The sequence below is a fragment of the Ruegeria sp. H4 genome, from assembly GCF_056533065.1.
The window spans coordinates 229857-245722 of sequence record NZ_JBQFOC010000002.1 but is presented as its reverse complement, the minus strand read 5'-3'; the positions used below and the strand labels follow the sequence as shown (position 1 = coordinate 245722).

Genomic DNA, 15866 nt, shown 5'->3' with positions numbered 1-15866 from the left:
TTTCATGCAGGATGTGCAACGGAACTCACCCATGTCCAGTGCCGAACGCCCTCCGATGCGTTTCGCCGCAGGTACATTGAGGGCACGCCGGTCTTGTGCCTTTCCGCCGCAGAGTCCATTCTAATACTCAAGGGATCATCGCGGAACAGGGTGGAAAAACATGAGCTTGCTGCACCAGATTGTTTGGGGCAGTGCCTTTCTGGGGCTCTGCTTTGTGGTCGAGATATTCTTTCTGGCCTGGTGCACGATCTTTGTAATCAAAATGGAGCCGAAATGGTCAAAACATGGGCTGTTTCTGGCCACTGCCGCCCCGATTGCCGTCGCATTGGCGTTTATCGTTTTGACACACACAATTCAGGTGTGGATATGGGCGATCGTTTGGGTCTTACTTGAGGTGCTGCCGGATTGGAATACGGCTCTGTATTTCTCGTTGGTGACGTTCACCACGCTGGGCTATGGCGATATCGTTTTGGGTGAGGCGCTAAGGATTTTTGGATCTTTTGCGTCGGTTACCGGGCTTTTGGCCTTTGGACTTTCAACGGCCTATATGGTTGCGCTGATGTCCCGGGTGTTTCAGGAACGGTTCTTTTCCTTGGGCCAACCCCCTAAAGAATAGGCGCAAACAAACGGGCCAGGGGCGCACCAAATCGAATATAGACCGGTTGCTGGAACAAGGATCGCGTCAGTTCATAGCTTTTATCGAAATCAGCCAGAAGCATCCGTTCCACCGCCTGTGCGGCCTCAGCATTAAAAAACAACGCCATTGCTTCAAAATTCAGCCGGAATGATCGGTTGTCCAGATTAGTTGTCCCGATCGCAGCCAGAGTATCATCGACCACAAACACCTTTTGATGCATGAAACCATCGGTGTATCGAAACACCCGCGCACCACAGTTTCGAACCTCATCAAAATAGGCAAAGGCGGCCAGCCAGGGCAGGCGGTGATCGATCACCTCGGGCACAAGGATACGCACATCCACTCCACGCATCGCCGCATGTTGAAGCGCGGTCATGACGTCGATATCGGGCACAAAATAGGGCGAGGCGATCCAGAACCTCTCTTTTGCCTCGGCTATGGCCGAAAAGAACATCATAGCGCCGGTTTCGGTATCATCGCCGGGCCCGGTTGCGACGAGTAGCGCGTTCATGTCCTGATCAGATTCGCTGCCAGCCCAGTCCAGATCATCGATCAGGTCCTCACCACGGGCCCAGTGCCAGTCTTCGGTGAAAATCAACTGTAGCTGGCGAACGATATGGCCGGTGATCTTTACATGAGTGTCACGCCAGAGGCCGAACTTTTCGCCCTGACCGAGATACTCTACACCAACATTGTGTCCGCCGATAAAGCCGGTCTCTCCGTCGATCACCACTGTTTTCCGATGGTTGCGGTAGTTCAACTGAAAGCGAAAATTCGGGCCGCGCTGTTCCTTCGGGTCGGCGACATCAATCCCGGCGTTCTGCATGGTTTCCAGAAAGTCGGACGGCAAGCCATAGCTGCCCACCGCGTCGGTCATGAACCGCACATGCACCCCGCGGTTTGAGGCCGCGATGAGCCGTTCCTGCAGCTTCAATCCCAATTCATCGGCGCGCACGATGTAGAATTGGATCAGGATGTAGTTCTTTGCTGCATCAATGGCTTCGAAAATCGCATCGAATGTGGCATCGCCATCAATCAACAGCTCTGCCCCATTGCCGCGCGAAACGGGTAGATGGGCCAGAAATTCGAACGGTCGGGGATTGATCGACATTTTCTCAGGGTCTGGCTTGGAGTGATCGGCGAATGTTTTGATCCCTTCGACCACGCGCTCACTTTCTTGCCGGGCGATGCGATAGCCGTGAAAACGGTGGTGACCCAGAAACAGATACATCGGTACGGCAAAGAAAGGGGCGGCAATTAGAAAGACCACCCAGCCAACCGCACCTTGCGGTGTGCGAGCTGTCTGCGCTGCCCTGAGCGAGAAGATAGCGGCTGTAACATAAAGTGCAAAGACGGCCGCAGATACCAATACTGTCCACATTTGTTTTCAGGGCTCCGTCTGTTTGCTTTGGGTTAGAGGCGATAGGCGAACCAAGCTGCGTTCTTCTTCTTTTTTATCTGGAGTCGTCCCCTAATCGCCCATCCAAAGACATCAAGATTGCGACTGGGCGCAGCGCCGGGATATGGCTGAAAACGATCAGGATGCAGACCGTCAGGGGCACACTCAAAAAGGCTCCGATCAAACCCCAGACCGTCGTCCAGAAAGTCAACGCCAGTATGACCAGGAATGTGGACATGTTCAGGGACCGGCCCAGCATCGCAGGGTCCAGGAAATTGCCGATCAGGAACTGGATCGTGCCGCAGCCCAGAACCACTATCAGAAACGGGCCGATGCTTTCGAACTGGACTAAAGCGATCATAGCCGGAAACACCACGGCAATGATCGATCCAATCGAAGGGATGAAATTCAAGGCAAAGGTCAGAACTGCCCATGTCTCGGCATATTCCAGGCCAAGCATGCGGAAGATACTATAGCTGATACCCGCCGTGATCAGGCTGATCAGGGTTTTGACACCGACATACCGCTGTAGGCTGAACGAGATTGCATCCAGCATTGCCGACAGCTCTTTCCCGGTTTCCGGGCTTCCCGCAGCCAGCTGGATCTTTTTGCGAAAGGCCAAACGTTCGACCATAAGGAACGAAACATAGAGGCTGATTAGAAAGAACTGATTCAGCAGCGATGTTGCGCTGCCCAGCAACAGCCGCGCCAGATAGGACATGTCGATACTGACAAGGTTGTCCCGGATAAACGTTGTCACATCGCTGCCCACCAATCCCGCAATTCGGTTGATTGCGCTATCGAACTGGGCTTCATAGGTGGTGATGCCGCGTGCGAATTGGGTCGCCTGGCTGCCCAATATGTACATTATGGTAAACAAACCGGCCAACACAATTGTCACTCCGACCAGGTTTGCCAGCCATATCGGTGATTGGGTCAGGGAGATGACGCGATCGCTCAGGGCGATGATCAGAACGTTGATCAGAAGGGCAAGTGTCAGTGGGATCAGAAAAGCAGCGCCTGCATAGAGCCCCAGCACTACCAAAGCTGCAACGATGCAGCTGTCGCGCACCACAGACAGGCTGAGGCGGCGGCGCGTTGTGGGCGTATTGGGGTCCGATGTCATAGATAACCTGACTTGGGGCAGGGCGCATGCGTGCTCTGATCCTGCACAGCCCGATAGGTTTATGCAATGCTGTCAGCTGTTTATAATTCCGGATTTGTGATCGAGCGACTTCTACGTTGGCCGTCGGCGGGCTAGGGTTGCACCATGTCTGGTGCTTCGATTCTGTTCTCTGCCCGTCCGGTCAAGGCGCTGTTTCTGGCGCTGCGGCGGTTCAATGCCAAGAACGGCTTTGTCATGAGCAGCCATGTCGCTATGTCGATGATGATGGCGCTGTTTCCCTTTGTACTGTTCACCGTCGCGCTGGCAGGGGCACTTTCGCAGGGCTATGTGACGGATGAACTGGTCGATCTGATCTTTGGTGCATGGCCGCAGGATGTGGCCGGACCGATTGTGGCGGAGCTGCGGGCGGTGTTGGATGGGTCCGGGTCCGGGGCAATTACGCTTGGCGGTTTGCTAGCTGTCTACTTTGCCTCAAACGGGGTTGCAGCGGTGCGGACAGCTATGAATCACGCCTACCACGACCATGACAGCTGGCCCTTCTGGAAAACGCGTTTGCTGTGTATCGCTTTGGTCATTCTGGGCGGTGCAGCCATCCTGATCGTCGCAGCGGTCGAGGTGGGTTTGCCCGTCTACACGGCGCTGGTTTCCGAGCACACAGACTTAGATGTCGCGACTTGGTTGTCGGCGGATCGCCTGCGGTGGACCTTTGCAGTGGCCGTGCCTGTAGTGACGATTCTGATGGCGCATCTTGTTCTGCCCACGCGACGTCACAGTCTGATGCAGATCCTGCCGGGCGTGTTTCTAACACTTGCGCTATTGGGGGCCGGGGGATGGGGTTTTTCGATCTATGTCGGTCAATTCGCCAGCTACAGCGCCACTTACGCCGGTTTGGCCGGGGCCATGGCCGCGCTGATCTTCCTGTACCTTTGCGCTGCGATTGTGATTTTGGGGGCCGAATACAACAGCGCGCTGATTGATCTATCAAAAGACGATACGGGCGTGCAGGCCTAGGTGCCGATGGATCGGCACGCGCTTGCCGGTATTGGGCCATGATCCCGGCAAAATTCACTTGTAGACAGCCTTAGGGGCATCAGCCTCAGGTTTGTTTGCAGGTGGCGTATGTCAGAAACGATGCAGAAACATCCCTGTGTAGGGGACGTGAAGGGGTCATTGGAGCAGCGTATCGCGCAGTTGCGGGATCGTAAGCCGGTTTATTTGAACCATTCAGAGGTTGTTGAGATGCAGAACCTTGCAGCCGCGTCTTTTCAGGAGCATCCGCTTGCAGTGCAGTTGACGACAGAAGATTAACTTCAGCCGCGAAACCCTGTCGCCACAACGAATTTCTCGGAACTGTCCGACCGGGATGCGGGCGGTTTGACGTTGGCGACCTTCTCGAACTTCTGTTTCAACAGCTTTTGCAAATCTCCCTCGGCGCCTCCGGCCAGAACCTTGGCGACGAACGTGCCACCTTCTTCCAACACGTCAAAGGCAAAATACGCAGCCGTTTCGCACAGGGCCATAATCCGCAAATGGTCGGTCTGTTTGTGGCCTGACGACGCGGCGGCCATGTCCGACATCACCACATCGGCCTTGCCGCCCAGCCAGTCTTTGACCTTTTGATCGGCGTCATCTTCCATGAAATCCAGTACATGAGCCGTCGCACCAGCAACCGGTTCGACCTCTTGAAGATCAATGCCCAGTACAGTGCCAATGCGCTTGCCGCTCTTCTCGCCCAGCGCATTCACCCGCTTGACCGCAACCTGCAGCCAGCCACCGGGGGCGCAACCCAGATCCACGACGCGCGCACCGGGTACGAGGAATCGGAATTTCTCGTCCAGTTCCAATATCTTGAACGCCGCGCGCCCGCGATACCCTTCGGCATTTGCGCGTTTGACATAGGGGTCGTTCAGCTGCCGCTCGAGCCAACGTGTTGAGCTTAGCTTACGCCCACGCGCCGTCTTTACCTTTACCTTCAGGTCGCGCTGTCCGCGGCCTGAGGTGTTTTTTCCACTCGGTGTCTTTGCCATCAGAAAGGTCCGTCTTCCAATACGCCGTCCGCACTCATCTGTGCATAAAGCAGACCTTCGCGCAGCCCCCGGTCCGCTACAGACAAGCGGTCGGTGGGCCAGCAACGCAAAAGGGCCTGCAAAATGGCCGAGCCGGACATGATCAGGGCCTGCCGGTCATCCCCAATCCGGGGGTCGCGGCGGCGCCCGTGAGGGCCGAGTTCTAAATACCCGCGGATGACTTTGTCAATCTGATCGCTGGTCATGCGCAGACCGTCCACTTTGGTTCGGTCATAGCGCTTCAGCCCCAGATGCGACGCGGCAACGGTTGTGACCGTGCCGCTGGTGCCGACGATCTGGAATCCTTCGCGGGTTTGTTCGTCCTTGTAGGGGGCGAAGTCGGCCAGATTTTCTTCGAAAAACCAACTCATCAGGGCGAAACGAGCCGAGTCGTCTTCGACGTCGTGGAACTGATCGCGCAGGGTGGCGACACCAAGGGGCACGCTGATCCAATCCACGACCTTTGCGGCGGGGAAGGGGCTGTCAGCTGTGTGAAAGCCATTGTGAAGCCGCATGATCGCGGCCGGGCGATCGCGGCGGGGAATCGAAGATATGTCGATCCAAACCAGTTCGGTCGAACCGCCGCCGATATCAACGACCAGCAATTGTTCGGTCTTGGTGGAGACCAAAGGCGCACAAGAGATAACGGCCAGCCGTGCCTCTTCCTCGGGCTGGATGATCTCCAGCGTCAGGCCGGTTTCGCGCTTCACCTGACGGATGAAGTCGCGCGCGTTCTTGGCGCGGCGGCACGCTTCGGTCGCGACCAAACGCATCCGTTTGACCTTGTTGCGTTTCAGCTTTTGCTGGCAGATGCGCAGGGCCTGAACCGTGCGCGACATCGAGGCCCGAGACAGTCGCCCCGTCCGTTCCAGACCCGCGCCCAATTGCACGGATTTGGAGAAGCTGTCGACCACATGGAACCCGCTGCCCTTGGGCTGGGCGATCAACATGCGGCAACTATTTGTCCCCAGATCCAACGCCGCATAGAGCGCATCTGGATCGGGTCTTGCCGGCGCGGGGCTTTCGACCGCCTTCGGGAACGCGCCCGCACCTTTGGGACGCTTGGGCGCCATTCGTCACGCCCTCCGATTTTCGAGTTAGTTTGACCCTAGGCGGGGGATCGCCGACGCGCAAGTGATTTCAATTTTGAATTTAACGTGAGTGTCACACCGCGTTCATACTGGGGTGCGATCCCGTGGCCGAGCCCCGATACGGGATTCTCTACCAGCTTTCAGCCAGATATGGAGATTGCCATGAAAGACGAGCACACCCTTTCTTTTGATGAATATGATGAGGTCGTAAATCCCCGCCCCGAAGAATGCGAATTTGACCGTGTGGTTGAACGCGCCTTGTCGCGACGCGGTTTTTTGGGCGGTGTTCTGGCGATGGGCAGTTTTACGGCTGTCGCGGGCTCGTTTGTCCCCTCAGGTGCACGCGCGGCTGCGGATCGTTTTGCGTTTGATGCAATCCCGGTTTCCACCGCAGATGACGTAGTTGTGCCCGCGGGCTACAAAGCCGAGGTTATGGTGCGTTGGGGTGACCCGCTTTGGTCCGATGCACCCGAATTCGACCATGCAACGCGCGGTACCGCTGCAAGTCAGGAACGTGCATTCGGCGACAATACCGACGGTCAGGATGTGTTCCTGCATGATGGTCATGTGCTGCTGGTTGTGAACAACGAATACACCAACCGTGACATCCTTTGGGGCAATAACCCCGATGCCAAGGCGGCCTCGGACGATGATGTTGCCAAGGGCATGATGGCCCATGGTGTCACCGTGGTCGAGATCGCCAACACCGATGGCACATGGGCGATTGTCAAGGACAGCCCTTACAACCGTCGTATTACGCCGCAGACCGATATGGCCCTGACCGGCCCGGCGGCTGGGCACGATCTGCTGAAAACAGCAGCTGATGCAACAGGGACCACCTCGAAGGGCACCTGGAACAACTGCGGCAACGGCATGACGCCCTGGGGCACCTATCTGGCCTGTGAAGAAAACTTCAACGGCTACTTCTCGGCAGCTGATGAGAACCACGAGGTCAGCCCTGAACTGAAGCGCTACGGCGTCTCGTCCAAGGATTGGGGCTATGGCTGGGCCAAGATCGATGACCGTTTTGACGTCTCGAAAAACCCCAATGAGCCGAACCGCGCAGGTTATGTGGTGGAGATTGACCCGACCGATCCAAATTCGACCCCACGCAAGCTGACCGCGCTGGGTCGTTTCAAGCATGAGAACGCTGAAGCGGTTGTAAACAACGATGGTCGCGTCGTCGTTTACATGGGCGATGATGAACGGGGCGAGTTCCTGTATCGCTTTGTATCGGACGGCGTTTATGCGGCAGGCGTTGACACCAATGCGCTGCTGGAAAATGGCACTTTGTCCGTTGCGAAGTTCAACGACGACGGCACGGGTGAGTGGCTGGAATTAACGCCAGAAACCACGGGTTTGGCCTCGCAGGCTGAAATCAGCATCCACACACGTCAGGCCGGTTCAGCGGTTGGCGCGACTACGATGGACCGTCCGGAATGGGTTGCCGCAAACCCCAACTCGCCCGAGGTTTATTGCTGTCTGACCAACAACAAGAACCGGGGCGTCAAGCCGAATGCCGGTGGAGATGACACATCGGTCAACGGACCAAACCCGCGTGAGGCAAACAACTATGGCCAAATCGTGCGCTGGACCCCGAATGGTGGCGATCATACCGCGGCAGGTTTTGGATGGGACCTCTATGTTCTGGCCGGTAACCCGACTGTGCATCAAGACGCCTATGGCGGCTCGGACAACGTCAATGCGGATAACATGTTCAACTCGCCCGACGGGTTGAAGTTCGACAGCAATGGTCTGCTGTGGATCCAGACCGACGGCAACTATGGCAACGAAGGCGATTTCGCCGGACAGGGTAACAACCAGATGCTGGCCGGCGATCCGGTCACCGGCGAAATCCGACGCTTCATGGTTGGCCCGAACGAGTGTGAGATCACGGGTATCAGCTGGTCGCCTGATCGCCGCACCATGTTCGTGGGCGTCCAGCACCCGGGTGAGGACGGCAACAGCCACTGGCCCGAAGGCGGTGACGCGGTTCCACGCTCTGCGATCATCGCGGTTACCCGCGAAGACGGTGGTCTGGTCGGCTAACATCGCTGATCTTTTGAACGACGACCCCGGACGCATAGCTTCGTCCGGGGTTTTTCTGTTTCATGCAGTAGTTTCATAGTGACAATGAGAATTTTGATATGCTGATTGGCTGGGAACTCAGCTACAAGCGCCGGTACACAACCGTAGGCCAAAAAGTCGCTTGAAATACCACTTGTGTCGAAAACCGACCGACCCAGGCCCATATAGATGTTTAGAACCGCCCCATCGGGTTAGGAGGAATCACAACAATGCCTGACGTCACCATCGTTTACTGGCGCGACATTCCCGCTCAGGTCATCGTCGGCAAAGGCCGTCGCGGCGCCAAGCGGCAATTGGAAGAACGGTTTGAACAAGCCATCGACCGCGCCGCTATGAAGGTGAATGCCAAGGACAGTGATGCCTACCTTGCGGAATGGCGCAAAGCCGCGCCTTTTGCAGTTGAGGGCGACCCGTCCGAGATTGCGGAGGCACAGGCCGTGCGTCTGGAAACGGAATACGATCAGGACCGCATCAAAGCGCTGATCGCCAATGACGGTTGGGCATGAGCCCGAGACAGCTATGGGAGGCCGCAATGGCTTTGCTGAACTTCAAGAAACGTGATGCGGTCGAAAACGGGCCGGTTAATCCGACCGTCGAAGCCTTTTTGCAGGGCTATTCGATCGAGGTGATGCCCCGCACCGCCGAAAAGGTTGAAGATTTCCGCGCGTTGTTGCCCGAAGGCACCCGCGTCTACATCGCGCATATCGAGGGCACACCCATCGAAGATATGGTCAAGACCGCCAAGCGCCTCGCTGATGATGGCTATCCGGTGATGCCACACTTCCCGGCGCGGATCATCAAGGACGCGGCGACGCTTGAGAACTGGATCTCGATGTATCAGGGTGAAGCCGGTGTTGAGCAGGCGCTGCTGCTGGCCGGTGGTGTTGCAAAGCCCCATGGTGAGTTCGACAGTTCGATGCAGCTGCTGGAGAGCGGTCTGTTCGACAAGGCTGGTTTCAAACGTCTGCACGTCGCAGGCCACCCCGAGGGCAACAAAGACATCGACCCGGACGGCTCGACCAAGAATGTCGATGACGCACTGCGTTGGAAACAGAAGTTCTCTGAGACCACGGATGCCGAAATGGCGCTGGCCACGCAATTCGCGTTTGACGCCAAGCCGATCATTGCCTGGGCTGACAGTCTGAAAGAGGCGGGGATCGACATCCCGGTCCATATCGGCATCGCTGGCCCTGCCAAACTGCAGACCCTGATCAAGTTCGCCATCGCTTGTGGCGTTGGTCCGTCGCTGAAAGTTCTGCAGAAACGCGCCATGGACGTGTCCAAGCTGTTGCTGCCCTATGAGCCGACTGATGTTGTCACCGAACTGGCCAACCACAAAGCGGCCAACCCGGATTTCAACATCACCAACGTCCACTTCTTCCCGCTGGGCGGGATTAAGACCAACGCCAACTGGGCGATCAATAACGGCGGCGCTTCGGCAAAGCCCGCAAATTCCTAAGGAACGGACATGACCCGTACAGTCGTAGAATCAAAAACAAAAACTGCCGTTCTGGGCTTTGACGAACCGTTCTGCGTGATCGGCGAGCGGATCAACCCCACGGGCCGCAAGAAACTGGCCGCCGAACTGGAAGCGGGCGATTTCTCGACCGTCGAGAAAGACGCGCTGGCGCAGGTTGCTGCAGGCGCGACCGTTCTGGATATCAATGCGGGTGTTGTCTACAACTCGAACCCCAATCCGAACGAGACCGAACCGCCGCTGATGCGCAAGATCGTTGAGCTGGTACAGGGCTTGGTCGATGTGCCTCTCTGCGTCGACAGCTCGGTCCCTGGTGCGTTGGAAGCGGGTCTTGAGGCGGCTGAAGGCCGTCCGCTGCTGAATTCGGTCACCGGCGAGGAAGAGCGTCTGGAGCTGGTTTTGCCGCTGGTGAAGAAATACAACGTGCCGGTTGTTGCCATCTCGAATGACGATACTGGCATTTCCGAAGATCCCGACGTGCGTTTTGCGGTTGCCAAGACGATTGTCGAACGCGCTGCTGACTACGGTATCCCAGCTCATGACATCGTCGTTGACCCGCTGGTGATGCCCATCGGCGCGATGGCGACCGCAGGTCAGCAGGTGTTCGCTTTGGTTCGCCGCCTGCGTGAAGAACTGGGCGTGAACACGACATGCGGTGCCTCCAACGTCTCGTTTGGCCTGCCAAACCGTCACGGCATCAACAACGCCTTCCTGCCGATGGCGATGGGCGCTGGCATGACCTCGGCCATCATGAACCCGGTGGCATTGCCGGTCACGCAAAAGAAGATTGCCGAAAAGAAAGAGGCTGTCGCCGCCGCAGGTATCATCCTGCCTGAAGGTATGGATGATGAGACATTCGTGCAGATGTTCGGTTTGGGATCGACCCTACCGCGCGCTGGTAAAGAAATGGAGGCCATCCGCGCCGCCAATTTGCTCACCAACAACGACCCCCATGGTGGTGAGTGGATCAGGTTCAACAAAGCCCCCGAGGCACCCGGAGCCGAGGGAGAAGGGCGAGGACGTCGCGGAGGCGGTCGCCGCCGCCGCGCCTAAGCTGAACGCAACTTGATCACAGGCCGGGCACTTGCCCGGCCTTTCTATTTTCCATGCAGGAGAAGCTCTGATCAGCGTATGATCTCAGATGTGCAAACCGATGGCGTTGTTCACCGCTAAACCGGTGTTGATCGCGCAATAGGTCGGGTAGGGTGTGCGTTCAGAAAGGTTGATATCTCGTTGAATCAATTGATGATCTTCCAGCCTGTACAGGGACTCGGATAGCGCCCTGTCCGTGATTGTAGTCAGTGCCGTTTTCATGGTTGAAAATCGCTGAGGCGAGTTGGTCAACGCTAAAACTGGGACTGACCAGCTTTTACGTAGCAGGGCAAATTCACTTTCATCAGGTACGGCCTTAATAATCTTGCTGGCCATCTGCGCGGCCTCAACACCCTTTAGTGTCAGCCGAAACTCGGGCCGCAAAGGATGGCCGTGGCCCGGATTTCTTTCGAGAAGACGCAGCGCAATCAGGTGATCAAGGCTGGCACGAAAGGAGGTCCGGCTTGCGTTGGTCGCTGCCAGCAAGGGGGCCTGACGTCCCGGCGTACCCGCATCCAACAGCGCCAGAATGCTGAGTGACCAGGCCCGTGATGTCAGGTTGACAAGTGTCGGAATGTCCATAAAGTATAGTTACTAGTATTATGAAAAAAGGTAAAGCACATGGCACGCGTTTCTCTTGATGATACGATCACACTTGCCCTGTCCGTACGCGACCGCCACGCAAGCGCGACGTGGTATCAGGAAAACTTGGGTTTCTCGCTTGTATACCATATGGACGAAGCAGGCTGGAGCGAGGTGCAGACCAACACCAAGGGCGTGACTCTGGGTCTGGGCGAGCAGGCAGAGCCCAATCCCGGCAACTGCGTGCCCGTATTCGGCGTGGCCAATATATCAGAAGCCCGCAAGGCGCTGGAATCCGCTGGCGTACGGTTTGATGGCGAAACCGAGACCATCGAAGGCATGGTCAGCACGGCAACCTTTTTTGACCCGGACAACAATGCGCTGATGCTGGCGCAGGACCTGACCAAGTAGATTTTGGCCCCGCATGATCCCTCTTGAACCCCGGTCAAAGGGGGTGCTATCCACATCTGCGCGGCGGGTATGATGTAATGGTAGCCTGTCAGCTTCCCAAGCTGAACGCGCGGGTTCGATTCCCGCTACCCGCTCCAGATGTCCGTGTTTAGACCCGGAAAACTAGGTCCTGCGCTGATGCAGTTATCCCCTGCGGCGACGGCGCCGACCTCCACCAGCTTCGGACTCGCCACCGCCTGTATTGAACGAGGGCGCGGGCAGGGTGACGACCTGGGCCAGTTCGGGGAACGGGTCCGTCTTGTGCGGGATCGCGTTGGCGGCCACGAAATGGTCTTGGAACTTCGGCTCGATGGCGGTTTCGACCTTTGTGATTTCGCGAACCACGCGCTCGATTTCGGCCCGTGCACCGATGTTGCACAGCGCTATCCGAGCACCTGTACCTGCGGCGTTCCCGGCGCTGGACACCTTGTCCAGCGGGGCATCCGGGATCATGCCCAGAACCATCGCGTGCTTGGTCGAGATATGTGCACCAAACGCACCTGCGAGGACAACGCGATCCACCCGGTCGACCTCCATCTCATCCATCAACAACCGCGCGCCTGCATAGAGCGCGGATTTGGCCAGTTGAATGGCGCGGATGTCGCCTTGGGTGACGGTGATCCGCGGGCCGCCCTCAGCGCTGGCATCGTGGATCAGGTAGGAATGGGTGCGCCCCTCGGGCACGCTGCGCGGTGTGCCGGTCTGCTCGGCCGAGCCGATCAGGCCACTTTCATCCAACAGGCCCGCGATGCGCATTTCAGCGACGGCTTCGATAATGCCGGACCCGCAAATGCCGGTGATGCCGGTGGTGGCGATATCGACGTCAAAGCCCTCTTCGTCCGACCATTTCTCGGACCCAATGACACGGAACCGGGGTTCTTTGGTCACGGGGTCGACCTCGATCCGCTCAATCGCTCCGGGGGCGGCGCGCTGGCCGGAACTGATCTGAGCACCCTCAAAGGCCGGTCCGGTGGGCGAGGAACAGGCCAGAACGCGGCTGGTATTGCCCAGCAGGATTTCCGCATTGGTGCCCACGTCGACGATCAGCACGAGATCTTTGGATTTGCCGGGCTCTTCCGACAAGGCCACAGCGGCGCAGTCCGCACCCACATGGCCTGCGATACACGGCAGGATATAGACCTGCGCGCGTGGGTTCATGTTGGTCAGGTCCATCTCGCACGCGGGCAGGGACATCGACTCGGATGTGGCTAGCGCAAATGGGGCTTGCCCCAACTCGACCGGGTCCAGACCCAGCAGCAGGTGATGCATGACCGGGTTGCAGACAAATACCGTTTCAACGATCAGCGCGGCGTCAATTCCGGCCTCATCAGCGATTGAGGTGGTCAGATCGTTGATCGCCTCGCGCACCGCTTTGGTCATTTCCTGATCGCCGCCGGGGTTCATCATGGCATAGGACACGCGGCTCATAAGATCTTCGCCAAAACGGATCTGGGGGTTCATCAGGCCGGAAGAGGCTTTGACCTCACCCGTATCCAGATCGGTCAAATGGGCCGCGATGGTGGTCGAACCGAGGTCGATGGCCAAACCATAGAGACCGCCTTCGTGCAGGCCGGGCCAAATTTCAACAACCCGCGCGACAGAGTCCTTGTGGCCTTTGTGGATGGCGACCGTGACCTCCCATTTGCCTTTGCGCAGAACGGGTTGCAGCTTGGACATAAGCGACAGATCAGCAGTGATGGCGTCGATCTTCCATTGGTCGCGCAAGGCGCGCTCCAGCCGCTCCAGATCACCTGTGGGCGAATGCATGTCTGGTTCTTCTACGGAAACGAAATACAGGCGCGTGGCCGGGTCCATGGTGATGGCGCGTGCAGTGGCCGCTTTGCGCACCACCTGACGGTGTACTTGGCTTTCCGGGGGCACGTCGATCACGACATCGCCCTGTACCGTGGCCTGACAGCCCAGACGGCGGCCGGGCTTTAGCCCCCGCTTGTCGTCATAGCGCTGCTCGACCGCGTTCCATTCGCTCAGCGCGCCATCATTCACCGTCACGCCGTGTTTAGGAAACTCACCATAGCTGGGTGTGATCTGGCATTTCGAACAGATGCCGCGCCCGCCGCAGACCGAATCCAGATCAACACCCAACTGCCGCGCTGCAGTCAGAATTGGCGTGCCAACCGGGAAATGCCCGCGTTTGCCGGATGGGGTGAAGACGACAAGAGGGTCGGTGGTCATGAATGGCCTGCCTTTGAATTTGCGCGTGTCCCGCGCAAGATATGAGTTTATACGCAAAGGGAAAGGCCATTCAGCGGCAGGTTTTCACCAACAAGCGTCGTTTTAAGGCGCGGTGTTCTGTTGCTTTTAACAACAACTTGGGTTCAGGGGCTTTTCCTTGGGGATGATCCATGCAATAGGGTCACCGCCAAACGGGCTTTTGCATGGGGTGATCAGATGCAGATTCGTGAGGCGCTTACCTTTGATGATGTTCTTTTGGTGCCAGGGGCATCAACGGTGCTACCGGCCACGGCAGATACCACGACACGTGTGACACGTCAGATTACCATGAACATCCCGCTGCTCAGCTCGGCCATGGACACCGTGACAGAAGCGCGCATGGCCATTGCCATGGCCCAGGCGGGGGGCATCGGGGTGATCCACAAGAACCTTTCGATCGAAGAACAGGCCCGCGAGGTGCGCCGGGTCAAACGCTTCGAATCTGGGATCGTCTACAACCCGGTCACGCTGCGCGCCAACCAGACACTGGCCGATGCGCAGGCGCTGGTGCAGCGCTACAATTTCACCGGGTTCCCTGTGGTGGATGATCAGGGGCGCGTCGTCGGCATCGTGACCAATCGGGACATGCGCTTTGCGACCTCGGATGACACGCCGATCCACGCGATGATGACCGCGGACAACCTGGCGATGCTACAAGAGCCTGCCGATCTGGAAGAAGCCAAAAGCCTGATGCGCGCTCGCCGGATCGAAAAACTGCTGGTGGTTGATGGTGAGGGCAAGCTGACTGGTTTGTTGACCTTGAAAGACACCGAACAGGCGGTGCTGAACCCGACCGCTTGCAAAGACAGCCTTGGCCGTCTGCGTGTGGCGGCTGCAACCTCGGTTGGCGATGCCGGTTTTGAACGCTCGGAACTGCTGGTCGATTCAGGTGTCGACATCATCGTCGTGGATACCGCGCATGGCCATTCACAAGGTGTTCTGGATGCGGTGAAACGCGCCAAGACCCTGTCGAACGAGGTTCAGATCATCGCAGGGAACGTTGCCACGTCCGAGGCGACCAAAGCGCTGATCGACGCAGGCGCAGATGCGATCAAGGTTGGCATCGGGCCGGGCTCGATCTGCACCACGCGCATGGTGGCCGGGGTTGGCGTACCCCAGCTGACAGCGATCATGGATTGTGCGGCGGCAGCCGGTGATGCTCCGGTTATTGCCGATGGCGGTATCAAGTTCTCGGGCGATTTTGCCAAGGCCATTGCGGCAGGGGCCTCCTGCGCCATGGTGGGTTCGATGATTGCTGGGACCGATGAAAGCCCGGGTGAGGTGATCCTGTATCAGGGCCGGTCTTTCAAATCTTATCGCGGCATGGGCAGCCTGGGTGCGATGGCGCGTGGCTCGGCGGATCGCTATTTCCAGAAGGATGCCGCCAATGACAAGCTGGTGCCCGAAGGGATTGAGGGGCAGGTGCCCTACAAAGGGTCAGCCGGGGCTGTCGTGCACCAGTTGGTGGGCGGCCTGCGCGCAGCGATGGGCTATACCGGCTGTGCAACCGTTGAAGAGATGCGTAAGAACTGCAACTTTGTGAAAATCACCGGGGCAGGTCTGAAAGAAAGCCATGTGCATGACGTGCAGATCACCCGCGAAAGCCCGAACTATCGGGTGATGTAA

General features: G+C 57.8%; 15 protein-coding genes and 1 tRNA gene. 10 read left to right on the top strand and 6 right to left on the bottom strand.

Annotation, left to right across the window (positions count from 1 at the left end; translation table 11 throughout):
- The first annotated feature begins 160 nt into the window (after positions 1-160).
- Positions 161-616, top strand: coding sequence for a potassium channel family protein (locus ACR0KG_RS12680; protein ID WP_480541330.1), 456 nt, complete (start codon positions 161-163; stop codon positions 614-616).
- Here ACR0KG_RS12680 and cls read toward each other — a convergent pair.
- The gene (cls, locus tag ACR0KG_RS12675; protein ID WP_480549116.1) at positions 606-2018 is read right to left on the bottom strand and encodes a cardiolipin synthase; all 1413 of its coding nucleotides are present in this window, start codon (positions 2016-2018) and stop codon (positions 606-608) included. The genes ACR0KG_RS12680 and cls overlap by 11 nt on opposite strands.
- Positions 2019-2091: 73 nt before the next feature.
- The gene (locus ACR0KG_RS12670; protein ID WP_480827481.1) at positions 2092-3162 is read right to left on the bottom strand and encodes an AI-2E family transporter; all 1071 of its coding nucleotides are present in this window, start codon (positions 3160-3162) and stop codon (positions 2092-2094) included.
- Between the two features lie 144 nt (positions 3163-3306).
- Here ACR0KG_RS12670 and ACR0KG_RS12665 point away from each other — a divergent pair, with 144 nt between their 5' ends.
- Entirely contained in the window at positions 3307-4173 is an 867-nt protein-coding gene (locus ACR0KG_RS12665) for a YihY/virulence factor BrkB family protein (protein WP_480549120.1), read from the top strand.
- Positions 4174-4281: 108 nt separating this feature from the next.
- Entirely contained in the window at positions 4282-4470 is a 189-nt protein-coding gene (locus ACR0KG_RS12660; RefSeq protein ID WP_480541336.1) for a hypothetical protein, read from the top strand.
- A gap of 2 nt (positions 4471-4472) precedes the next feature.
- On the opposite strand, the gene ACR0KG_RS12655 is transcribed toward ACR0KG_RS12660, so the two are convergent.
- Both ACR0KG_RS12655 and ACR0KG_RS12650 read right to left on the bottom strand, forming a co-directional pair.
- The gene (locus ACR0KG_RS12655) at positions 4473-5189 is read right to left on the bottom strand and encodes an RlmE family RNA methyltransferase (protein ID WP_480549122.1); all 717 of its coding nucleotides are present in this window, start codon (positions 5187-5189) and stop codon (positions 4473-4475) included.
- Positions 5189-6301 carry a Ppx/GppA phosphatase family protein gene (locus ACR0KG_RS12650; protein WP_480541340.1) on the bottom strand — a complete coding sequence of 371 codons (1113 nt, stop codon included), beginning with the start codon at positions 6299-6301 and terminating at the stop codon, positions 5189-5191. The genes ACR0KG_RS12655 and ACR0KG_RS12650 overlap by 1 nt, the downstream gene beginning before the upstream one ends.
- Before the next feature lie 180 nt (positions 6302-6481).
- Between ACR0KG_RS12650 and ACR0KG_RS12645 the strand changes: the two genes are divergently transcribed.
- The 4 genes from ACR0KG_RS12645 to ACR0KG_RS12630 all read left to right on the top strand — a co-directional run bounded on the left by ACR0KG_RS12645 (position 6482) and on the right by ACR0KG_RS12630 (position 10937).
- On the top strand, positions 6482-8368 hold the full coding sequence (locus ACR0KG_RS12645; RefSeq protein ID WP_480549124.1) for a PhoX family protein: 1887 nt from the start codon (positions 6482-6484) through the stop codon (positions 8366-8368).
- 248 nt (positions 8369-8616) lie between these two features.
- On the top strand, positions 8617-8913 hold the full coding sequence (locus ACR0KG_RS12640) for a virulence factor (RefSeq protein ID WP_170533008.1): 297 nt from the start codon (positions 8617-8619) through the stop codon (positions 8911-8913).
- A 26-nt stretch (positions 8914-8939) separates the two neighbouring features.
- Positions 8940-9866 (top strand): methylenetetrahydrofolate reductase, encoded by a 927-nt coding sequence (locus ACR0KG_RS12635; RefSeq protein WP_480549126.1) that lies wholly within the window; start codon positions 8940-8942, stop codon positions 9864-9866.
- 9 nt (positions 9867-9875) lie between these two features.
- On the top strand, positions 9876-10937 hold the full coding sequence (locus tag ACR0KG_RS12630; RefSeq protein ID WP_480541346.1) for a methyltetrahydrofolate cobalamin methyltransferase: 1062 nt from the start codon (positions 9876-9878) through the stop codon (positions 10935-10937).
- 84 nt (positions 10938-11021) lie between these two features.
- Here the strand turns inward: ACR0KG_RS12630 and ACR0KG_RS12625 are convergent, their stop codons facing one another.
- Complete coding sequence (locus ACR0KG_RS12625) at positions 11022-11558, bottom strand: winged helix-turn-helix transcriptional regulator (protein ID WP_480549128.1); 537 nt, start codon at positions 11556-11558, stop codon at positions 11022-11024.
- Between the two features lie 39 nt (positions 11559-11597).
- Here ACR0KG_RS12625 and ACR0KG_RS12620 point away from each other — a divergent pair, with 39 nt between their 5' ends.
- On the top strand, positions 11598-11969 hold the full coding sequence (locus ACR0KG_RS12620) for a VOC family protein (RefSeq protein WP_480827480.1): 372 nt from the start codon (positions 11598-11600) through the stop codon (positions 11967-11969).
- A 63-nt stretch (positions 11970-12032) separates the two neighbouring features.
- A tRNA-Gly gene (locus ACR0KG_RS12615) sits at positions 12033-12106 on the top strand.
- A gap of 46 nt (positions 12107-12152) precedes the next feature.
- On the opposite strand, the gene ACR0KG_RS12610 is transcribed toward ACR0KG_RS12615, so the two are convergent.
- On the bottom strand, positions 12153-14201 hold the full coding sequence (locus tag ACR0KG_RS12610) for an ASKHA domain-containing protein (RefSeq protein ID WP_480827479.1): 2049 nt from the start codon (positions 14199-14201) through the stop codon (positions 12153-12155).
- A 216-nt stretch (positions 14202-14417) separates the two neighbouring features.
- Between ACR0KG_RS12610 and guaB the strand changes: the two genes are divergently transcribed.
- Positions 14418-15866: an IMP dehydrogenase gene (gene guaB / locus ACR0KG_RS12605; protein WP_480827478.1), complete on the top strand. Its 1449-nt coding sequence runs from the start codon at positions 14418-14420 to the stop codon at positions 15864-15866.